Annotated in this window: 14 protein-coding genes; 6 read left to right on the top strand and 8 right to left on the bottom strand. The window is 71.4% G+C overall.

The window, feature by feature from the left end; genetic code table 11:
* Positions 1-131: 131 nt before the first annotated feature.
* The 7 genes from FHS44_RS10105 to FHS44_RS10075 all read right to left on the bottom strand — a co-directional run bounded on the left by FHS44_RS10105 (position 132) and on the right by FHS44_RS10075 (position 8,220).
* On the bottom strand, positions 132-1,883 hold the full coding sequence (locus FHS44_RS10105; protein ID WP_184713711.1) for a serine/threonine-protein kinase: 1,752 nt from the start codon (positions 1,881-1,883) through the stop codon (positions 132-134).
* Between the two features lie 22 nt (positions 1,884-1,905).
* Positions 1,906-2,946, bottom strand: a complete 1,041-nt coding sequence (locus FHS44_RS10100; protein ID WP_184713710.1) for a hypothetical protein — start codon at positions 2,944-2,946, stop codon at positions 1,906-1,908.
* Positions 2,947-3,011: 65 nt separating this feature from the next.
* Positions 3,012-3,518, bottom strand: coding sequence for a hypothetical protein (locus FHS44_RS10095; RefSeq protein WP_184713709.1), 507 nt, complete (start codon positions 3,516-3,518; stop codon positions 3,012-3,014).
* A gap of 90 nt (positions 3,519-3,608) precedes the next feature.
* Positions 3,609-6,218, bottom strand: a complete 2,610-nt coding sequence (locus FHS44_RS10090) for an AfsR/SARP family transcriptional regulator (protein WP_184713708.1) — start codon at positions 6,216-6,218, stop codon at positions 3,609-3,611.
* Between the two features lie 334 nt (positions 6,219-6,552).
* Complete coding sequence (locus FHS44_RS10085) at positions 6,553-6,750, bottom strand: dihydrofolate reductase family protein (RefSeq protein WP_221460636.1); 198 nt, start codon at positions 6,748-6,750, stop codon at positions 6,553-6,555.
* 19 nt (positions 6,751-6,769) lie between these two features.
* Positions 6,770-7,594 (bottom strand): acyl-CoA thioester hydrolase/BAAT C-terminal domain-containing protein, encoded by an 825-nt coding sequence (locus FHS44_RS10080; RefSeq protein ID WP_221460635.1) that lies wholly within the window; start codon positions 7,592-7,594, stop codon positions 6,770-6,772.
* A complete protein-coding gene (locus FHS44_RS10075) occupies positions 7,591-8,220 on the bottom strand; it encodes a winged helix-turn-helix domain-containing protein (protein ID WP_184713707.1) in 630 nt (209 codons plus the stop codon). The genes FHS44_RS10080 and FHS44_RS10075 overlap by 4 nt, the downstream gene beginning before the upstream one ends.
* Before the next feature lie 125 nt (positions 8,221-8,345).
* On the opposite strand from FHS44_RS10075, the gene FHS44_RS10070 reads away from it, so the two are divergent.
* Positions 8,346-9,605, top strand: coding sequence for an MFS transporter (locus tag FHS44_RS10070; protein ID WP_184713706.1), 1,260 nt, complete (start codon positions 8,346-8,348; stop codon positions 9,603-9,605).
* Here the strand turns inward: FHS44_RS10070 and FHS44_RS10065 are convergent.
* A complete protein-coding gene (locus tag FHS44_RS10065) occupies positions 9,602-10,540 on the bottom strand; it encodes a helix-turn-helix transcriptional regulator (protein ID WP_246435394.1) in 939 nt (312 codons plus the stop codon). The genes FHS44_RS10070 and FHS44_RS10065 overlap by 4 nt on opposite strands.
* Positions 10,541-10,750: 210 nt before the next feature.
* Here FHS44_RS10065 and FHS44_RS10060 point away from each other — a divergent pair, with 210 nt between their 5' ends.
* The 5 genes from FHS44_RS10060 (at position 10,751) to FHS44_RS10040 (ending at position 22,063) form a co-directional block, all read left to right on the top strand.
* Positions 10,751-11,083, top strand: coding sequence for a hypothetical protein (locus tag FHS44_RS10060; RefSeq protein ID WP_184713704.1), 333 nt, complete (start codon positions 10,751-10,753; stop codon positions 11,081-11,083).
* Positions 11,084-11,261: 178 nt separating this feature from the next.
* Positions 11,262-11,420, top strand: coding sequence for a hypothetical protein (locus FHS44_RS10055; RefSeq protein WP_184713703.1), 159 nt, complete (start codon positions 11,262-11,264; stop codon positions 11,418-11,420).
* A gap of 276 nt (positions 11,421-11,696) precedes the next feature.
* Positions 11,697-12,503 (top strand): thioesterase II family protein, encoded by an 807-nt coding sequence (locus tag FHS44_RS10050; protein ID WP_184713702.1) that lies wholly within the window; start codon positions 11,697-11,699, stop codon positions 12,501-12,503.
* Between the two features lie 34 nt (positions 12,504-12,537).
* Positions 12,538-12,753 carry an MbtH family protein gene (locus FHS44_RS10045; RefSeq protein WP_184713701.1) on the top strand — a complete coding sequence of 72 codons (216 nt, stop codon included), beginning with the start codon at positions 12,538-12,540 and terminating at the stop codon, positions 12,751-12,753.
* Between the two features lie 31 nt (positions 12,754-12,784).
* Positions 12,785-22,063: a non-ribosomal peptide synthetase gene (locus FHS44_RS10040; protein WP_184713700.1), complete on the top strand. Its 9,279-nt coding sequence runs from the start codon at positions 12,785-12,787 to the stop codon at positions 22,061-22,063.
* Positions 22,064-22,088: the final 25 nt, after the last annotated feature.

Raw genomic sequence — 22,088 nt, 5'->3', positions numbered from 1 at the left:
TCGAAGCCCAGGGTGCCCGTACTGTGCCTTGGCGATGTTCAGAATTCAGGCTTGTTCATCGTTGCTTGGGTCTGAGGCGATCCCGCGTCGGTCTCGCCAAGCCCGTCGACGCCTGGTCGCGTTCCAGGAGGTCATCCCGGTGTCGCGGTCAGGGCGAAGTCGTCCACGGTCACCGTGACGGGGGCTTCGGTGGTCTTACGAGACAAGAAGGTCGCGATACCGGCCCCACCCGGGACCTGGAGCCCGGGGGTCGTGTCCGTGACGGAGAGCAGCCAGTCCGGCTCGGCCGCGCCGACGGCCCAGACCTTGCCGCGGATCGTGGTCGGCGACGTGCCGGTGACCTGGACGCGTACCCGCATCGCGACCCCCACGGCCGCTGTCAGCTCGGTGACCCCCAGTGGCTGTGCGAGGTCGATCTCACCGCGGCCCGCCTCGGTGCGGATGAGCTGGAACAGGACCTTGCCGGTGGGCCGCAGGCTCACGTGCGCCCGGTAACTCCCCACCGTCGGGACCCTGCGCCCCACGGCGGACACGTAGATCCCGCCATTGGTGGGGGGCTTGTCGCTGGCGAAGGTGAAGCCGAGGTCGGTCCCGGTCTCCTTCACCCCGTCCAGATACGCGGCGGAGCTGGCTCCGGGGAGCATCGTGATCCGGCCCTTCTCGCCGTCCACCGAGTAGCCGCTCGCCGGAACGCCGACCGACCAGTGGCGTCTCTCGTCCGTCGTACCGAATCCGGTGCTGACCGTGCGCCCGAACCTGTCGGACACCTGCGGCCCCCCGTCCGGGACCCCGCTGGGCGAGACCTCCCCCGAACCCGACGGTGAGGACGACGGGGACGACGATGGGGAGCCTGGCTCACCGGTGCCTGAGGACGCCTGGGACCCCGTCCCGCCGAACGGCCGTAACCAGGTGAGCGCCCCAACCGCGACCGCGACCAGCGCAGCCACGACGAGCGCGGTACGGCGGCCCCGCCCGGCGGTCCACCCGACGGGCCCTGGGGCCCGTGAGGAGGGCGGGGCCGTGGTGTCCGGTTCGGCGGCGAGGCGGCTGCCCAGGCTGGTGAGTTCCGCGATCGAGCGGTCACGGCCACCGGAGACCGGGTCGATCAGGCGGGACAGCAGCTCGCCCGCCGTCGGCCGGTGCGAGGGGTCCTTCTCCAGGGCGGCGGCGACCAGGTCGCGCAGCGGCGGCGGGACCGCCGACAGGTCCGGTTCGTGGGTGACGATGCGGTTCAGCACCTCCGCGAGGCCCGCGCCGGCGAACGGGGAGACGCCGGTGGCGGCGAAGACCATGGTGCTCGCCCAGGCGAAGACGTCCGAGGCGGGTGAGGCGGGGGCGCCGCCAAGCTGTTCGGGCGCGAGGTAGGCGGGGGTGCCGATGAGTCCGCTGGTCATGGTGGTGACGCCGTCCGCGCGGGCGATGCCGAAGTCGACAACCCGGGGACCATCCGGGCCGAGCAGCACGTTGTTCGGTTTGAAGTCGCGGTGCACGACACCGGCCGCGTGGATGGCGGCCAGGGCCGTCGTGGTGCCGACGGCCAGCCGGTCCAGCTCGCCGCCGTGCAGGGGGCCGCGCTCGTGCACCCGTTCCGCCAGCGTCGGCCCGTCCACGAACTCGCTCACCACGTACGGCCGCGGCCCGTCCGGCACGGCCGTGAGCACGCGAGCGGTGCAGAAGGGCGCCACGCTCTCCACCGCCGCCAGCTCGCGGGCCAGCCGGGCGCGGGCCTCGGCGTCGGTCCTGAGCAGCACCTTCACCGCCACCCGCTGCCCAACGGGATCGCGGGCCAGGTAGACGATTCCCTGACCGCCATCCCCGAGTCGGCCCAGCAGCTCGAACTCACCCAGACGCGGAGGATCCTCAGGAGCGAGAGGGGCAACCATGCCCCATACGGTACTGATCCACTCAACCAAGTTCGAGGCGTCCAGGCCGTGCTCCCGCGTCCAATGTGATGAGCTCTCCCTTCCTCGCGAACGCGGCGGCCACCACCCCGCCGAACCGTGATGTCGTACGGCCCCGCGCGTCGACGATCTCCGCCGTCCCGTCGTGGACCAACACGAACCGGCGACCGTCCGGCTCCGCGGCGACCGTCACCTCGGTGGCGAGTTCCCTGGCCCAGGTCTGACGCCCGTCCACACCGACGCCCCGGACGGCCGTGTGCCGTACGCCCCGCTCGTCCACCCAGCGGTCCAGCACGACCGCGCCGTCCCGGCCCGCCGCGCACTCCGCGGCGACCTTCAGGTCGGTCCGGAGCGGCACCGTGCGGCCGTTCACCAGCATCCGCGCGCCGGGACCGGTGAGCACGGTCAGATCGCCGCCGTCCGCCAGGCAGGCCCCCCACACGCCCGCCGCGGGCACCGTGCGTCCGGTCGGCCGCCAGCCGTGCCGGTCGCGCCGGAACCAGCGGATGTCGGCCCCCGCGACGTCCGGGTCGTCGTACGCGATGAGGGCGGCCGACCGCGCCGGGTCCTCAACCCAGAGGAGCCCCGCCGCACCGGGGATCGGGATCCGCGTTCGTTTCACGCCCTCCCTGAGCAGGGTGAGCCAGCCGCCTTCGGCCAGCACGGCGTCCGAAGGCCCCCGTACGCTGAGCACCCGCTTCCCCTCGGCACCCCCCAGCGCGGCGTGACCCATCGGCCGCCGCCAGGTCGGCACGTCACCCGCGGGCGCGGACAGCACGGCGTCGGGGCAGCGCGCCGCGCAGACGACCTCCGCGCCCTGGCGGTACGCCTCCCGGTCCGTCCAGCGCGGTTCCCCGCGCGAGGAGTAGCCCCGGTACGATCCGCTGCCGGGGTCCGCCACCACCACACCGTCGGACGAGACCGCGACGATCATCGGGGTGGGCGGCGGCTGGGCGGACGGACGAGTTGGCTCTACGGCGGCACAGCCACCGGTGAGAACCGCCGCGACCATGAGTCCGGCGAGCGCCACGCGACGACGACTCATGAGAACCTCCCTCGACCGGACGGGGCCGCGCCCCGGAGGACACGGCCCCGCCTCAGCTACCGGAATCAGACGTTGCGCGTGTGACCCGTGCAGCGCGGGTCGGTGCCCCTCTTGTCGAAGACGGCCTTGAACTCCACGTACGCCGCCTTGTTCTTCGGCACCCTGATGCCGCTCCTCGGGACCGGGTTCCCGCCGTTGCGCGTGCCGGAGTTGACCTCGGAGTACCCCTTGCGGATGTTGTCCGGGGACCTCCAGGTCCAGTAGATCGGGTCGTGGCCAAGGCGGTTGTCGTGCTTCACCCGGAACTCGACGTTGTTCTTGTTGCCCACGCCGCCCCCGGCGATCGTCCAGGCGAACTTGGTGAAGACGTGGTACCGGCTGCTGTTGTGGTAGTGCGCGGCGAAGTTGATGTACGCGCCACCCGCGCCGCAGGAGCCGGAGGCAGACGCCATCGCGGACGCCGAGGTCGCCCCCGAAGCGGTCGCACCGGCAGGAGCGGCGACGAGCCCGGTCGTCGCGGCCCCGGCGACAGCCAGGGCGGCGATCGAGGTGCGGAAGGTGATGAACGTCATCGTGAGCTTCCTCTCTCATGTGTCCGTTGGACTGACGAGAGGAAGCTAACGCGGGTGATGTTGAGGCCGTGTTGAGGCGATGTTGAGCCGTCAGAGCAGGGTGGTGAGGAGTTTCAGCGCGGTCGCCCTGCCGGGTTCGTCGGCGATGCCGTCGAAGATCTTGAACGCGTCCTCGGCCAGCTTGCGCGCCGTGTCGCGGTCGCCCTCGGCCCGGTTGACCCGGGCCAGCTCCAGCAGCGCGTGCGCGTCCAGCAGCCGGTCGCCGAGCCGTACGGCGATGGACCTGGCCCGCTGCGCGCAGTCCCTGGCGTCGGGCACCCGCCGCTGCGCCAGCCGTGCCGCGGCCAGCTCCAGCAGGGTGTCGGCGTGCCGGTGCCTGTCGCCCAGAGCGTCGAAGAAGCCCGCGGCGGCGGCGAGCCTGTCGGCCGCCTCGTCGGGGCGACCGGCCCGCCGCAGCACCGCGCCAAGCGCCTGCTGCGCCTCGGCGCCGGTCCTCCCGCCGCCGAAGGCGTGCAGGGAGGAGGCGAGCTGGCGTTCCGCCTCGTCCAGACGGCCCTGTTCCAGGTGAACCTGGCCGATCCTGCGCCGGACCTGCGCGGCTTCCCTGCCGCTGGACATACCGAGCGCCCGGGTGAGCAGCTCCAGCGCCTCCGCCCACCGGCCCTCGGCCCGGCACAGGTCGCCCTGGTCGCGCAGGAGCAGGGCCTCGGCGCGGGCGTCACCCGTGCGCCGCGCCGCCGCGAGGCCGGTCTCGGCGACCGGCCGCCAGTCGTCCAGGAAGCGCCGCCGTTCCAGGAACGGGCCCAGCAGGTGCGCGAGCCGCCACGCGCCCTCGTCGAGGCCGGCGCCGTACAGGTCGCCGACGAGGGCGGCGAGGAACGCGCGCTCGGCGACGAGCCACTCGACCGACTCCTTGATGTCCCTGGTCACGAAGCCGCGCATGGTCGGCTCACCGGAGACCAGCGGGAACCGGGACGCCTGCACCCGGGCGGTCACGACGACCTGGAGCCGCGCGAGCGCATCCCGTACGGCATGCACGCCCTCCTCCTCCACCAGCCGCTCGCGGGCGTAGAGCCGGGTCAGGTCGTGCATGCGGTAGCGGACCTGGCCCGCCACATCCACGGTGTGCGCCTCCAGCAGACCGGCGTCCACGAGCGCGTCGGCCTGGTCGCCGAAGACCTGGGCGGCCCAGTCGGCGACGTCGGGGGCCGAGAGCGCGCCCAGCAGCCGCACCATGCGGCGCGCCGACGCGGGCAGGCCCTCGTAGCCGACCGCGTACACGCTGCGGACCGTCTGGTCGCCCGAGTGGAGGCGGTCCAGCCGTCCGCGCTCGTCCTCAAGCAGGCTCGCGAGGTAACCGGGCGTCCAGCCCGGTCTGGTGGCCAGGCGGGATCCGGCGATGCGCAACGCGATGGGCAGTCCGCCGCAGAACCGCATCAGCTCCCGCACCCCGCCGTCGTCGGCCCGTTCCTCGCCGATGAGTTTGACGAGCAGGTCACGGGCCTCGTCGTCGTCCAGGACGCCCAGCGGCAGCCGTACGGCACCGGTCAGGCCGCCAAGCGCCGACCGGCTGGTGATCACGGTGGGGCACGAGGTGAGCAGCGGCCGTACCTGGGACTCGTCGGTGACGTCGTCCAGCACGACGAGCATGCGGCGGTTGGCGGTGTAGGTGCGCAGCAGCCGCTGCCGCTGGCCCTCCGACGCCGGTATCCCCTGGGCCGGGCAGCCGAGCCAGCGCAGGAAGTCCTCCAGGATCGCGCCGGGCCGGGTGGACTCGCGCAGGTCCGCGTACAGGATCCCGTCGGGGAAGCTTTCCCTGTGCCGCCAGGCGGCGTGTACGGCGAGCGCCGACTTGCCCACCCCGCCCTGGCCGTGCACGACGACCAGGCCGGACAACACCTGATCGAGCAGGTCGGCGCGGCCGGTGAAGTGGGTGACGTCCCGAGGCAACAGCACCGGTGGGCCCGCGGAGACGTGCAGCATGACATCGTCGTGCAGCATGCGGTGATGGAGCAGCTGCAGCTCGGGATCGGGCTCGACGGCGTGCCCGTCGAGTTCGGCGCGCAGCGCCGTGTACGCGGCCAGCGCCTCCACGCGCCGCCCGCTGCGATAGAGCGCCAGCATGAGCTGGCCGCGGAAACGCTGCCAGAGCGGGTGCCGCTCGACCAGCCCCCGCACCTCGGACAGCAGCTCGCGGTGTCGGCCCGCGTCCAGGTCGAGCTCGATCCGGCGCTCAAGGGCGAGTAATCGAAGCTCTTCGAGCTCCTCGCGCAGCCGCCCGGTCTCGGCCCAGCGCCTCGCGTCAGGGTCCACGTCCGCCAGGACCGGCCCGCGCCACAGGTCCAGCGCCTCCCGCAGCTTCCCTCCGTCACGCCCGGACAGCCCCTCATGCACGAGTCGGCGGAAGCGACCGACGTCGAGCTGGTCGTCGTTGACGGCCAGCGTGTACGTGCCGGACACGGTGGTGATGACGTCCTTGCCGATCAGCTGCCTGAGTCGGCCGACGTAGCCGCGGATCAGCGAGTCCGACCGGTCGCCCTCCTCCAGCGGCCACAGCAGCTGTCGCAGCCGCTCGACGGTGAGCGGGCGGCGGGCGTTGAGCACGAACATCGCCAGCAGGTCACGGTGCTTCGGCGCGGTGGGGGTACGATCCTCGGCGCCGTCATGTATCGACAATGCCCCCATAATCCGAAATTTCATGACAAATCCCTGAGTACGGCGGGCAGGACGTGGTGTCAAAGCCTCCACGATCCCACAGCTCCCCCGCGTCTCGTGCCCGGGATTCCCCACCGTTCCCGACCGGTGAGCAGGTGTCGGTTTCCGAAGCCGAACGCACGGACGTCGGCCCGGTCCGCGCTACGGATCGCCTGTGCCGGACACGGGCGGAGCCGGGGCTGTCGGTAAGAATCGCACAGCCGGGTACGCGCGATTGAGTTCACCCGGTTCTACTGATCGGCTGCCCGACCAGGGACCCGGAGGCCCGACCTCGTGTCACCGTTCACGGTGGACTTCTTCGCGTACCCGCTCAGATCGGTCAGCGGCGCACCCGGCAGCGCAGGTGAAGCACCCGGTCGCCCTGAATCGCCACGTCAGGATCCTCCAACAGGTGCTGCGCGTGCACCGACCCGAAGTAGCGCTTGCCGGACCCGAACACGACGGGTACGACGTCCATGCGCACCTCGTCGATCAGGCCCGCGGCAAGCACCTGGCCACCGACGTCACCGGCGTCCACCTCGCCCCGGAACCGCGGGTCACGGCGTTAGCCGAAGCGTCCTGAGGATGTACGGCCATGCCGCCGCTCCCAGGGCGGCGTCCGCGGCCGGGGAGCCTCCGTACAGACGGTGGGGCGAGACCGGGGCGGGCGACTCTTCGGGCAGGCGGGGGCGGTGGCCCGCTTCCGGGTGGCTGACGACACGGACCGGACGTCCTGCCGCCATGCGGCGGGCGGCCAGTTCCTCGGCGAAGGTGAGTGACGGCCACATCCGGTCGTCCGCGCCCGCCACGAGCAGGAGGTCGCCGTCGATCCGCTCGACGGGGATCGTCGCGGCCTCCGCCTCCGCGGCGAATCTCGTACGGCTGCGCTCGTAGAGCCGCCGGTAGGCCACCGGAGACCCCTCCGGCTCGGCCGGGACCCAGGTGTCGTCGTAGGGCACGAACGGCACCGGTTCACCCCGCCAGGTCCACGAGGACCGGTACGGGTGGGTGCGCCCATCGACACCGAGTCCGACGTTCGCCCAGACGAGCGAGGTGGGCGAGAGCGCGACCACCGCGTCGACGCGGGGGTCGAGTCCGGCGAAGAGCAGCGCGGCCTCGGCGCCCTTGGAGACCCCGAGGATGCCGATGTGCCGTACCCCGGTGTCCAGGAGGAGGTCCACCGCGTCGCCGAAGGTCTCCAGCGGGATCTCGCAGATCCCCTCTGGCTGGCCGGGGCCGCCGAACCAGCGGATCGGCAGTGCGACGGCGCCCTGCCGGGCCAGTAGACGTGACCGTTCCGTCTCGATCCGCCCGCTGGAGCCGGACAGGACGAGGACGCCGACCGCTCCCCCACCGCTGGGCATGGTGAGCTCCACGCTCACGGGGCCTTCGGCTGTTCCTCCAGGGTGGGGTAGAGGAGGGCGTGCATCACGACGGGGAGGACGCCGGGGCCCTCGTCGCTGTGGGCCTCCTGCTCTATCAGCTCGGTTATCGCGGTGCGCACCCGCACATATCGCTCCGGCGTCATGTTCACCCGGACGCTGCTGATCTGGAGGCTGAGGTCGGGGCCGTAGGCGGGGGGGTCGAGGGGGACGCGGCCCGCGCGCAGGTCGGCGCGTAGCCGGTCGCGGGCCGATTCGAGCAGCGCCAGGGTGGTGTCGCTGAAGTCCTCTGAGTCCTGGGCCAGGTTGAACACGTCGTTCTCGATGGTGAGTTTCCGGTACGTCGGCCGGTAGCGCTTCTCGATGATCCCGGAGACCACCCTGGTCTGCGCGACGTAGATGAGGTTGGCCTCTTCGAGCTGTTTGATGTGCCGGTACAGCTTCGTCTGGTTCTCGCCGAGCCGTTCGGCCAGCTCCTTGACCGTGAGGGGGTCGGCCTGCTCCCCGCTGGGGAAGGCGGCGAGGATCGACAGGCGCAGAGGGTCCGCGAGCATGCGGAGGGTCTCCAGGTCGGTGATCCTGCGGACGTCGACGACCACGCTCTCGGACAGGCTGGCTTCCATCATCTCGGGCTCCATCACCGGTCAACTTCACTGGTTGCGTAACAGTAGCGCATCCGTCAACATTCACGTTAGCATGAATGTATGTGACGATGTGAACGATCATGACACCGAGAACGAAGGCGAAGACGATGACGGTGACAGAAACGCCCCAGGCTCAGGCGGACTCCGCCGATCTGCCGTTACGTCGTAACCGGCGCTTCCAGGCCCTGTGGGTCGGCGGCGCGGGCGCGGCGATGTCGGTGAACATGGCCCTGGTCGCCATCCCCGTGCTGGTGCTCGCGGTGACCAGCTCGGCGATGGTCGCCGGTCTGTACGGCCTCGTCACCGGGGTGACCGCCTTCGCGGCGGGCGTCCCCGCCGGGGCGATCCTCGACCGCTACGACCGCAGGACCCTGCTCATCGTCTCCGAGCTGGTGCGGGCGCTGGCCTTCGCCACGCTCCTGCTCGCCCTGACCTTCGGCACGCCCGGCGTCGTCCATCTGCTCGCCCTCGCGGCGGTCACCGGCCTCACCCAGCCGCTGTCCAGCGGGGCCCGCATGCTCGCCACCCGCAGCGTCGTCCCGCCCGCCCAGTTGACCAGCGCGCTGACGCAGGAGGAGGTCAGGTCGCACAGCGCCTCGATCCTCGGCCCGGCGCTCGGCGGCATGCTCTACGCGGCCTCCCGCACCCTGCCCGTCGTCGGCATCGTGGCCGGTTACGTCGTCTCGGCGCTGTGCGCGCTGGCCGTACCCAGGGACAAAGAGGCGAGCCGGGAGCGGCGGGCGCAGCCGGGCGGGGGCATGCTGGGCGGGCTGGCGCTGCTGCTGCGCGTCCCGGTGCTGCGCGCCTCGATCATCGCGCTGAGCGTGCTCAACCTCGGCGGCTCCGCGCTCGACCTGCTGGTGGTCGTCCTGATCAGGGCGAACGGCGGCTCCGAGGCCGAGGTCGGGTTCGCCTTCACGATCGTGTCGGTCGGCGGGCTGGCCGGGGCCGGGCTGGTCGGTCTACTGCACAGGCACCTGAGCCCCGGCGCGCTGCTGATCGGGCTCTACGTCTGGGGCGGCGCGCTCACCGCGGCGCTGGCCGTGCCGCTTGGCTTCTGGTGGTACGGCGTGGTGCTGGCGCTGGCGGTGCTGCCGCTGCCGGCGACCATGGTGCTGGTCGACATCCTGATCTTCCGCCAGGTGGACGACGCCCTGCGCGGCCGGACCATCACCGCGACCATCACCATGCTCACGGTCGGCGCGGCCCTAGGCCCGTTCGTCGCCGGGCTCCTGCTGGAGTACGCCGGGCCTGTCCCCGCGGTGCTGGCCGTCAGCGGCGTCTTCCTGGCCGCCGGGGTCTACGCCCTGAGCAAGCGGGTCATCCGCACCGCCCGGTGGCCGCGACCACAGGAGTCGGGGGCCTAATGCTCAAGCCAGCCCTGGCGCACCGCCCGCACGCCGGCCTCGAACCGGCTGCGGGCTCCGAGCCTTTCGATGAGCGTGGCGGCCAGTCGCCGGGAGGTCCTGGGCGAGACGCCAAGCCGCTTGGCGATGGCCTCGTCGGTGTGTCCCTCCGCGAGCAGGGCCAGGGCGCTCTGCTCCTGCGGCGACAGGCCGTGCGCGTTGATCGGGACGGCGTCGGACAGGGGTCTGGCGCTCGCCCACACGCTCTCGAACAGCGCGCACAGGGCGGTCACGGTGCCCTCCCCCGTCAGGACGACCGCCCCGGCGGCGGTGTTGTCGCTGGAGACCGCGATGACGACGGTGCTGTGGTCCATGATGATCATTCGGTTGGGCAGCGTCGCCACGGTCCGCACCTCGGCGCCGCGTTGAACGATCCAATCCGCGTAGTCGACGGTCGGCTGGTTGTTGCGCAGGCTGTCGAGATAGACGATGCGCAGCCGTACTCCCCGGGCCAGCACCGCGGCGTCCTGCGGGCGGGCGCTCTCCAGGTTCTCCGCCGTCTGCGCGCCGTCCGGCGCGAAGGTCATGATCTCTCTGCAGACCGTACGGCAGAGCACCGCGATCCGGTCGCGGATGTTGTCGATGCCGACGATCTGCTCGACCCCGGTTCCCCCGGCCTCGGACCTGAGGCTGGCGTGGTCGGCGATGAGGCGGGCGGCGGCGGCGCGGGACTCCTCAAGGCGCTGTTGCTGGGCGATCAGACCGGCCTGCTGCCTGCTGAGCAGGATCTCCATCCCGATGTCGGGAGAGACCGCGTGCAGATGACCGTCCTGCTGCTGGGAGGGGCGGATCAGAGCGAGTTCACTCAGCTCGTCCAGCGCGGCCCGCACGTCGTCCGCTTCGCACGAGAGTCGTCCGGCGAGTTCGCTGACGCCATCGTTGGGCCGGGCCAACATCGCACGGTAGACAGACTCAGCGACCTTAGTCAACCCCAGGGAAGTGAGCACCTGCATTTCCTTTTGGATCACGCATCGCCGTTGATCGGAATCGTGGCAGAGCCCCAACCGGGATAGCAAGGTTCAATTCGCCAAAAACTTTAATTTTTTATGACATACCTCCCCACTGGCAGTCAGTGGCAATTCGCGACGACGAGAAAGCGGACGCCGATGTACCTCGTGCATGTGCAGGTCAGGTCGTCGGCCGGAAGCGGCCTGCCCGCCGACGTCGCGGGCCGGATCCTGGCCACGGCCGTCCCCGACGAGCGGATCGAGCATGTCGCGGTCCATCCGCACGCCAGGCCGTACCCCGTGCTCGGGGTCGTGCTCGGCGCCGACGGGCTCGAACAGGCCGAGGAGCGGGCCGCCGCCGTGGTGCGCCGCACGCTGGCCGCCCACGCCGAACTGCGGGAGTGGGAGCAGGTCACGGCACAGGCGCCCCTGATCGGGCCCTTCTACGAGCTGCTCCTTGAGCGGGAAAGCCCCGGAGAACTCTCCGGATGAACTGGTGAACGGTTCCGGCCACGGCATAGACAGGCCAGCTCAACCCCCTTCCGAGCAGGGGAAACGGTGATGAAGATAAGTCTCACACCCCGGGATGAGCAAACCTGGAAGGCGACCTGACGAGGCGCCGACCGCCCCGCCGGAGCCGTGAGGCTCTGATCCGACAAGGACTCTCGTCATGGTCGACACCCTGCGCACCCTCCCCTCCCGCGTCGTCATCCTCCTGGCCGCCTCGGCCCTCACGGCCCTCGCCGCCCTGGCCGTCGGCACCGCGGACCTCCCCGCCCCGACCAGCTCCGCCCTCGTGGTCGTCCACAGCGGAACCGGCTGGCAGTGAGCTGACAGTGAGCCCGCGCGGCCTGTTCCGGCCACGTGCACGAGCCAGTTTTTGAGCCCTGCTCACCATTTTTCCTGACTCCCCGGCCTTTGTGATGGTTCTTCTTCCTCCGGCCGGCCATTACGGCAGGTCACCGAAGTCGCCCCTTTGACGGCTGACACGGATGAACCCCTTTCCCCGGACGAACATTCCGCCGCCGACCGCGCGGAAAAGCCTCTCGCGGACCCCTGAGATCCGCCCATGAAAAGCCACCTTCCAGCGACGAAAGGACGCGACATGCCACCGACGAACCCGGTCGCGACCTCCGAGCGTCAGTTCCACGCGATAAAGCCGTGCCCCAGGCCGAACGTCAGGCTGGTCTGCTTCCCGCACTCCGGGGGCTCCGCCGGATATTTCCGTACCTGGAAATCGGTGCTGCCCGAAGGCGTCGAGCTCCTCGCGGTCCGCTACCCCGGGCGGGAGGAACGGCTCTGCGACCCCTTCGCCGAGGACATGAACGAGCTGGCCGGAGCCATCGCCAACGCCTGCGCGCGCTTCGACGACGCGCCGCTGGCCTTCTTCGGCCACAGCCTGGGCTCGCTGGTCGCCTACGAGGTGGCGGTACGGCTCGCGGCCTGGCACGGGATCACGCTGAGGACCCTGTTCGCCTCAAGCTGCGCGGCGCCCTGGCTGGCGCCCCGGCTCGGACTCGGAAACGCCGACGACGAGGCCCTGATCGCACGGGTCGGACAGCTCGGCGGAACCGACATGTGCGTCTTCGACAACCTGGAACTGCGTGAGCTGATCATGCCGGCGATCCGGGCGGACTACCGCCTGCTCGACCGCTACACCGAACCGGCAACGACCCCGCTGGACTGTCCCGTCCACGCCTACTACGGCACGCAGGACCGGGGCGTCGGGGCGGAGTCGGTCGCGGCCTGGTCCAGGGCGACCGCCCGCGCGTTCTCCACCCTGACCTTCCCCGGCGGCCACTTCTACCTCGCCGAGCACCTGCCCGAACTGGCCCGCGACCTCTTCGCCCGCCTGGAGGCCCCGCCCGCGCGGCGCCCCACCCGCTCCAACCTCCTCTTCGTCCTCGCCTGAAAACCCTGAAAAGCCCGAGAAAGGAAACACCGTCATGGCCAACCCGTTCGAGGACCCGGACTCCCGCTACTACGTGCTCGTCAACGACGAGGGACAGCACTCGCTCTGGCCGACCTTCAGCCCGGTCCCGGCCGGATGGGAGGTCGTCTTCGGGGACGCCGCCCGGCAGGAGTGCCTCGACCACATCGAGGAGTCGTGGACCGACATGCGCCCGAAGAGCCTCATCGCCGCCATGGACGACAACAGCTGACGCACGCGGGAAAGCCGAAGGAGGGAACCGCATGTCCGCGGTTGGTGGTGTATCCCCGGTGACGCTGCCGGAGCTGATCGGGGCGCAGGTGACCAGGACGCCGGACGCCGTCGCCCTGGTGGCGGGGGAAACCCGTCTCACCTACGCCGAACTGGACCGCAGAGCCGGTCGGCTGGCCCGGCTGCTGGCCGGGCGGGGAGTCGGCACGGAGGACGTCGTCGCCCTGGCGCTGCCGAGGTCCGTCACGGCCATCACGGCCCTCTACGCGATCGCCAAGGCCGGGGCGGCCTGGCTGCCGGTCGATCCCTCCCTGCCCGCCGACCGGATCGCGCGCATGGCCGCCGACTCCGGGGCGAAGCTGGTGCTCACCTCGGCGGAGACGGCCCCCGGCCTGCCCGACTGCGGCCTTCCCCTCCTGCTGGCGGACCTCCCGACGGGTCCGGAGGAGACGGCGCCGCTGCGGCCCGTCTCCCCGGCCAACACCGCCTACGTCATCTACACCTCGGGCTCGACCGGCACCCCCAAGGGCGTTGCCGTCACCCACGCCGGGCTCGCCGCCCTGGTCGCCACCCACGCGGGCCTGACCGGCATCGACGCCACCAGCCGCGTGCTGCAGGGCGCCTCCCTCAGCTTCGACGTCTCCGTCTCGGACATCGTCAACACCCTCGCCAACGGCGCCGCCCTCGTGCTGCCGCGCGAGCAGAGCCAGATGGTCGGCGAGGAGCTCGCCGCCCTGATCGACGAGTACGGCGTCACGCACGCCGACCTGTCCCCGGCGATGCTGGCCACCCTGCCCGACGTGCCGCTGCCCACCCTGCGCGCGATCGTCGTCGGCGGCGAGGCCGTACCCCGGGAACTGGTCGCACGCTGGAGTGCCGGGCGCGCCGTCTTCAACGGCTACGGCCCCACCGAGACCACGGTCACCGCCACCATGAGCGGCCCCCTGACCGGCGACGAGGAACCACCGATCGGCCTGCCCTGCGTGGACACCGGAATCCACGTCCTGGACGCCACCCTGCGCCCGGTGACCGAGGGCGAGCTGTACGTCTCGGGACCGGGACTGGCCCGAGGTTACGTGGGCAGGCCGGGCCTGACGGCGGAACGCTTCGTGGCCTGTCCCTTCGGGGAGCCCGGCGAGCGGATGTACCGCACCGGCGACAGGGTACGGCTGCGCGCGGACGGGCAACTCGACTTCCTCGGCCGCGCCGACGACCAGGTGAAGATCCGTGGCTTCCGCATCGAGCCCGGCGAGGTCGAGGCGGTCCTGACCGAGCACTCCGCCGTACGGCAGGCCGTGGTGCTGGCCCGGCAGGACGAGCCTGGCCGCAGACGCCTCGTCGGCTACGTCGTCGGCACGGCCGACCCCGCCGAGCTGCGCGAACACTGCGCGGGCAGGCTGCCGCACTACATGGTGCCCGCCGCGATCGTCGTGCTCGACTCCTTCCCGCTCAACACGGCCGGGAAGATCGACAGGAGGGCCCTGCCCGCCCCGGTCTTCGGCCGTTCCGACGCGGCCACACCCGTTGACGGCCTCGAAGGCACCCTCTGTGAGCTCTACCGGAGGGTCCTCGGCCTGGAGAACGTGGGGGTCGAGGAGTCCTTCTTCGAACTCGGCGGCGACTCCATCACCGCGATCCAGCTCGTCTCGGAGGCCCGCAGGGCCGGGCTGCGGATCAGTCCGCGTGACGTCTTCACCGCGGGCAGCGTGGCGGCCCTGGCGCGGCTCGCCGGGACGGTCGAGCGGCCCGTCGTGAAGGAGGAGGCGGGCGCGAACCTCGGCGAGGTGCCGCCGACCCCCGTCATCGCCTGGCTGGCCGCCCAGGAAGGCCCACTGGACGGATACCACCAGTCGATGAGCCTGTCCCTCCCCGAGGGAACCACCGACGAACACCTGGCCGCCACGCTGCGGGCCGTACTGGACCGGCATGACGTGCTGCGGACGCGGACCTCCTCGTTGGCCGTGCGGCCGTGGAGCCTCCACGTCCAGCCGGAGGGCGCGGTGCGCGCCGAGGACGTGCTCCGGGTCGTGACCGACGAGTCGGGTTACGCGACGGCGGCGCGCGAGGCACCGGCACGATTACGGCCCGAGGCCGGGGTCATGGTCCAGGCCGTGAGGTACGGCACGCGGCTGCTGCTCGTCGTCCACCACCTGGTCATCGACGGGGTGTCCTGGCGGACCCTCCAGGCCGACCTGCTCGCGGCGCTGCGCGAACCGGAAACGGCCCTGGAACCGGTGCCGACCTCCTTCAGGCACTGGGCACGACGGCTGGGCGAGGCCGCCAAGGATGCCACGCGGATCGCCGAACTGCCCTTCTGGGCCGAGATCCTGGAGACGCCGGAGACACCGCTCGGTGAGCGCGCCTTCGACCCGGCCCGCGACACCTACGCGACCGTCGGCTCGCTACGGCTCGCGCTGCCGCCCGACCTCACGGAACCGCTGCTCACCCGGGCCCCCGCCGCCTTCCACGCGCAGGTCAACGACGTGCTGCTGACCGCCTTCTCCCTCGCCCTCGGACACTGGCGCGCCCGCCGTACCCCCGGCTCTGGGACGCCCGTGCTCGTGGCCGTCGAGGGGCACGGCAGGGAGGAGATCGTCGAAGGGGTGGACCTGTCGCGGACGGTCGGCTGGTTCACCTCGGTCTTCCCGGTACGGCTCGACCCGGGCGCGGTGCCCTGGCCCGAGGTGACCCGGGGAGGCACGGGAGTCGGCGTCGCGCTCAAACGGGTCAAGGAGCAACTGCGCGCCATCCCCGACCACGGCATCGGCTACGGCCTGCTCAGATATCTCAACCCCGAGACCGGAGCCGTCCTCGGCGAGCACCCGGAACCGAGGATCGAGTTCAACTACCTGGGCCGCTTCCCGATGGACGACGTCACCGGCGAGGAGTGGCTGGCCGGGGCCGACCTGGTCGGGGAGGGTGGCGAGGACGGCATGTCCCTGCCGCACGCCCTCGGCCTCGACGCCCTCACCCTCGACACCCCGCACGGGCCGACGCTGCTGGCCGAGTGGACGTGGGCGGGCGAACTGCTCACCGAGCGGGAGACCGCCGAGCTGGCCGAGGCCTGGTTCGCCGCGCTGCGCGGCATCGCCGCCCACGTACGGCGCGGCACCGCGAACGCCCACACCCCCTCCGACTTCCCCCTCGTCACGATCGACCAGGCCGGACTCGACGCCCTGGTCGCGGCGCACCGGCCCGCCGACGTCGCCGACGTGTGGCCCGCCACCGCGACACAGCGCGGCATGGCCTTCCACTCCGAGTACGACCTGGGGGCCGCCGACGTCTACACCGCCGCCTGCAGCTTCGACCTGACCGGCACCCTCGACGTGCCCGGCCTGCGCGCCGCCGCGACGGCCCTGCTGGAACGCCACCCCAACCTTCGTGCCGCCTTCCACCGGGGCGAGGACGGCTCGACGTTCCAGGTCGTCGTGGACGGCGTGCGGGCGCCCTTCACCGAGATCGACCTGTCCGGCGTTGACGACTTCGAGGCGCACGCCGCGCGGATCGTCGAGGAGGAGCGCGCCCGCCGCTTCGACCTGTCCCGCCCGCCGCTGGTGCGCTGGCTGCTGCTGCGCGATACACCCGGCCACCACCGGCTCGTCGTCTCCGCCCACCACATCCTGCTCGACGGCTGGTCCATGCCGATCTTCGCCGAGGAACTGTGGGCCCTGTACGCGAGCCACGGCGACGACTCCGCGCTGCCGGACCGGGTGCCGTACCGGGACTATCTGGTCTGGGTGGACCGGCAGGACCGGGAGGCGGCGCGGCGGGCGTGGACCGAGGCGCTGGCCGGGTTCGAGGAGCCCACGCTGGTCGCGCCAGGACAGGGCGTCCCCGAGCTGCCCCGGCGCCTGCGGACGGAACTGCCCGCGGAGACCACCGACCGGCTCGTACGGCTCGCCAGACGGCACGGCGTGACCGTCAACACCGTGGTCCAGGCGGTCTGGGGAGTGCTGCTGACCCGGCTGACCGGCCGGGGTGACGTGGCCTTCGGCATGACGGTCTCGGGGCGCCCGCACGAGATCCCCGGCGTCGAGCGGATGGTCGGCCTGCTGATCGACACCGTCCCCGTCAGGACCAGGATCCGCCCCGGGGAGAGCTGGGCGGCGCTGCTCACCCGGGTCCAGGCCGAACAGGCGGAACTGCTGGACCACCAGCACCTGGGACTGGCCGAGATCCAGCGCTGCGCCGGGCTCGGCGGCCTGTTCGACACGGTCGTCGTCCACGGCAACTACCCGGACAGCGGCCCCCTGGGCATCGAGGGCGTCCTGGACGTCACGCTGGTCGAGGACGCCGACAGCGCCCACTACCCGCTGCTGCTCGCGGTCACCCCCGGCGAACGGCTCGGCCTGCAGCTCGACCACCAGCCCTCGGCCTTCACCGACGAGGCGGCCACGGCCCTGCTCGGCAGGTTCGGGCGGCTGCTCGGCCACCTGCTGGACGACCCGGCCTCGCCGGTCGGCCACGCCGACGTGCTGACGCCCGAGGAGCGGACCGAGATCCTCGACCGGTGGAACGACACCGCGAACCCGGTTCCCGAGGCGAGCCTGCCCGAACTGTTCGCCGCCCAGGTGGCACGCACCCCGGACGCCGTCGCCCTGACCTGCGACGGCCAGGAGCTGACCTACCGGGAACTCGACCTGCGGGCCGAACGACTGGCCGACCGGCTGGCCTTCGCGGGCATGGGTTTGGAGACCCCGGTCGCGCTGCTGATGGACCGCTCCGCCGACCAGGTGACCGCGCTGCTCGCGATCCTCAGGGGCGGCGGCCTGTACGTGCCGCTCGACGACCGGTATCCCCTGGAGCGGCTCAACCGCGTGCTGGCCGACAGCGGCACCACGCTGCTGCTGGTCGACGAGGCGCACCGGGAGCACCCGCTGACCCGGGAGCTGCGGACCCTCCGGGTGCACGAGGCCGAGCGGGTTCCTGCGCGGCCCGTCGTCCGCGTGCTGCCCGACAACCGCGCCTACCTGATGTTCACCTCGGGCTCGACGGGGGTGCCGAAGGGCGTCGCCGTCACCCATCGGAACGTGGTCGACCTGGCCCACAGCCGCTGCTTCGACGGCATCACTTCAGGGAGTGTGCTGGTCCACTCGCCGCTGGCCTTCGACGCCTCGACGTTCGAACTGTGGGTGCCGCTGCTGTCGGGCGGCCGGGTGGTCGTGGCCCCTCCGGGGCAGCTCGCTACGGCTGACTTCGCGCGGTTGCTGGCCGACGGTGAGGTTGACGCGCTGTGGTTGACGGCCGGGCTGTTCACGTTGGTCGCGCAGGAAGCACCGGAGTGCTTCGCGGCCGTGAAGGAGGTGTGGACCGGCGGTGACGTGGTCGCACCGGGTGCGGTGCGACGGGTGCTGGAGAGCTGTCCCGGGGTGGTCGTGGTGGACGGCTACGGCCCCACCGAGACCACGACCTTCGCGACCTGCCACCGGATGTCCTCGGCGTCGGTGCTCATCGGGCGTCCGCTGGACAACATGCGGGTCTACGTCCTGGACACGGCCTTGCAGCCCGTCCCGGCAGGCGTCGCGGGTGAGCTGTACCTCGCGGGTTCCGGTCTGGCCCGGGGGTATGTCGGCAGGCCGGGGCTGACCGCCGAGCGGTTCGTGGCCTGTCCGTACGGCGGGCGGATGTACCGCACCGGGGACCTGGTCCGCTGGACCACCTCCGGAGAGCTGGAGTTCGTGGGCCGTGCCGACGACCAGGTGAAGATCCGGGGCTTCCGGATCGAGCCGGGCGAGGTCGAGACCGTGGTCGGCGAGCTCGCCACGGTCCGGCAGGCCGTCGTGGTGGTGCGGGAGGACCAGCCCGGTGACAAACGGCTGGTCGCCTACGTCGTCGGGGACACCTCTCCGGAGGAGGTGCGTGAGCACGTGGCCGAGCGGCTGCCCGCCTACATGGTGCCGGTGGTCGTGGCCCTGGAGGCCCTGCCGGTCACGGCCAACGGGAAGATCGACCGTCGCGCGCTGCCCGCCCCCGAGTTCGAGGTCACCGAAGGACGTGAGCCGCGTACCCCCCGCGAGGAGATCCTGTGCGGGCTGTTCGCCGAGGTCCTCGGTGTCGAGAAGGTCGGCGTTGACGACGGCTTCTTCGACCTCGGTGGGCATTCGCTCCTGGCGACAAAGCTGGTCAGCCGCATCCGCGCCGTGTTGAAAACAGAGCTGCCCATCAGGGCGCTCTTCCAGAACCCCGACGTGGCCCGCCTTGAGCGCTACCTGTCCACCGAACAGGCCGGTGCCGTACGGCCCGCGCTCACAACCCTCGAAAGGCCCGAGCACGTCCCGCTGTCCTTCGCCCAGCAACGCCTGTGGTTCATCGAACAGTTGGAGGGACCGAGCGCCCTCTACAACACTCCTTTCGCCGTACGGCTGCGCGGTCCCGTAGACGCCGGGGCACTGGAAAAGGCCCTGACCGATGTGGTCAACAGGCATGAGGCGCTGCGGACGACGTTCCCCTCGGTCGGGGGGCTGCCACGGCTGCGGGTCGTGGAGGACGCCCGACCTGTGCTGGAGACGCGTGTCTGCGCGGACGACGCCGAGGCCCGTGCGACGGTTGAGCGCATCTCCGTCGAGCACGTCTTCGACATCGCCGTGGACATCCCGGTGCGGGCCTGGCTGCTGTCCCACGGCGCTGACGAACACGTGCTGGTCCTGCTGCTGCACCACATCGCCGGGGACGGCTGGTCGCTGAGGCCCTTCTTCGACGACCTGGCCTTCGCCTACCGGGCCCGGCTGGCAGGAGACATGCCTGACTGGGCGCCGCTGCCGGTGCAGTACGCCGACTACGCCCTCTGGCAGCGTGACCTGCTCGGCGGCCTCCAGGACGAGCAACTCGCCCACTGGCAGGCCGCGCTGGACGGACTGCCCGAGGAGCTGGCGCTGCCGTACGACAGGCCAAGACCGGACCGGGCGAGCCATCGGGGTGGGAACGCGCCGTTCCAGGTGGACGCCGAACTGCACGCCAGGCTGACCAGGGTGGCCGCCGGGCACCACGTCAGCCTGTTCATGCTGCTGCAGGCCGCAGTGTCCACGCTCTACAGCCGCCTGGGAGCAGGGACCGACATCCCGCTCGGCACCCCCACCGCGGGACGCACGGACGAGGCGCTCAACGACCTGGTGGGGTTCTTCGTCAACACGCTCGTGCTGCGGACCGACCTGTCGGGGAATCCGACCTTCACCGAGCTTCTTGGCCGGGTGCGGGCGGCCAACCTGGACGCCTACACGCACCAGGATGTGCCGTTCGAGCGATTGGTCGAGCATCTGAACCCGGAGCGCGTCCCGGCCAGGCATCCGCTCTTCCAGACCCTCATCGCGATGAACGGGCAGATCCCGCTGCCCGAGGAGTTCGCCGGGCTGGAGTGCCGGGAGTACCCCTTCGACCTGGACGTCGCGAAGTTCGACCTGGCCTTCAACTTCGCCGAGACCGCCGACGGCCTGACCGGCATGATCGAGTACGCCACCGACCTGTTCGACCACGGGACCGTGACAACGCTGGCCGAACGGCTGGTCCGGGTGCTGCGGACGATCGCCGACGACCCCGATCGTGCGATCACGGCCATCGACGTGCTCTCCGACGAGGAACGCGACCTGCTGGTGACCGGGTGGAACGACACCGCAGTCCCCCAGGTCGTCGGCACCCTGCACAAGCTGTTCACCGAACAGGCCCTTAAGACCCCTGACGCCGTGGCCGTGGTCTCCGGCGACAGTCAGCTCACCTATGCCGAGCTCGACGCCCAGGCCAACCACCTCGCGCACCGGCTCACCGGTGCCCGGAGGGTCGCGATCCTCATGGACCGCTCCCCCACCTTGGTCATCGCGATCCTCGCCATCCTCAAGGCCGGAGCCGCCTACCTGCCTCTCGACCCCCAGCAACCCAAAGAACGCCTCCAGCAGATCCTCACCGACGCCGGAGCCACCCTCCTGCTCACCGACACCGTCCACGACCTGCAGATCACGACCATCACCCCGACCGCCGTTTCTGAGGCCACAGAGCCCGTGCCGGACACGACCAGGCCCGACAACGCCGCCTATGTCATGTTCACCTCGGGGTCCACGGGGGTGCCGAAGGGCATCACGATCACCCACCAGAACGTGATCGACCTGGTGACGGACAGGTGCTGGCGGCAGCCGTACAGGCAGCGGATCCTGTTCCACGCGCCGCACGCCTTCGACGCCTCGACCTACGAGCTGTGGGTGCCGCTGCTCTCCGGTGGTCAGGTGGTCGTCGCGCCACCCGGCAACATGGACGCGGCCGGGATTCGTTCGCTGGTCAGACAGCATGACCTCACCCACGTCCACGTCACGGCCGGTCTGTTCCGGGTGATCGCGGAGGAGGATCCCGACGCCTTCGCGGGGGTGCGGGAGGTGCTGACCGGGGGTGACGTGGTCTCGCCGAACGCGGTGCGGCGGGTGCGCGCGGCCAACCCCGGCGTCACGATCCGCATCCTGTACGGCCCGACGGAGACGACGCTCTGCGTGACCCAGCTTGAGACCGGGTCGGGACGCCTCTCCATCGGGCGTCCGATGGACAACACCCGCGTCTACGTGCTGGACGAGGGGCTGCGGCCCGTCCCGGCCGGAGTGGCGGGCGAGCTGTACATCGCGGGCACCGGCCTGGCCCGGGGCTACGTCGGCAGAGCGGCCCTGACGGCCGAGCGGTTCGTGGCCTGTCCGTACGGCGGGCGGATGTACCGCACCGGGGACGTGGTCCGGTGGAGCGCCTCGGGAGAGATCGAGTTCGTCGGCCGCAGCGACGACCAGGTGAAGATCCGTGGCTTCCGGGTGGAGCTCGCCGAGATCGAGGCCGTGGTCGGTGAGCACCCCTCGGTCCGGCAGGCGGTCGTGGTGGCCCGCGAGGACAAACCCGGTGACAAACGACTGGTCGCCTACGTCGTCGGGGAGGCCACCCCGGAGCAGGTCCGCGAACACATGGCCGAACGGCTGCCCGCCTACATGGTGCCGACGGTCGTGACCCTCGACGCCCTGCCGGTCACGGCCAACGGCAAGGTCGACCGGCGCGCGCTGCCCGCCCCCGACTTCGGAACGGCCGGTGGCCGTGGCCCGCGCACCCCACGGGAGGAGATCCTGTGCGGCCTGTTCGCCGAGGTCCTCGGCCTGGAGCGGGTGGGCATCGACGACGGCTTCTTCGACCTGGGCGGGCACTCCCTGCTCGCCACCAAGCTGGTCAGCCGCATCCGTAGCGTCCTCGGCGCCGAGTTGCCGATCCGCTCCCTGTTCAACGCCCCAACCGTCGCCGGTGTCGTCGACGAACTCCCCAAGTCCGGCCCGGCCAGGCCCGCGTTGCGGCCCAGGCGCTGAGCAGCCCGTTTTCTCCGTCGGAGGA

Origin of the sequence: Streptosporangium saharense (assembly GCF_014203715.1) — a bacterium.
GTDB classification, from domain to species: domain Bacteria; phylum Actinomycetota; class Actinomycetes; order Streptosporangiales; family Streptosporangiaceae; genus Streptosporangium; species Streptosporangium saharense.
The sequence above is the reverse complement of the archived record's forward strand: the minus strand, read 5'-3'. Positions and strand labels throughout refer to the sequence as shown.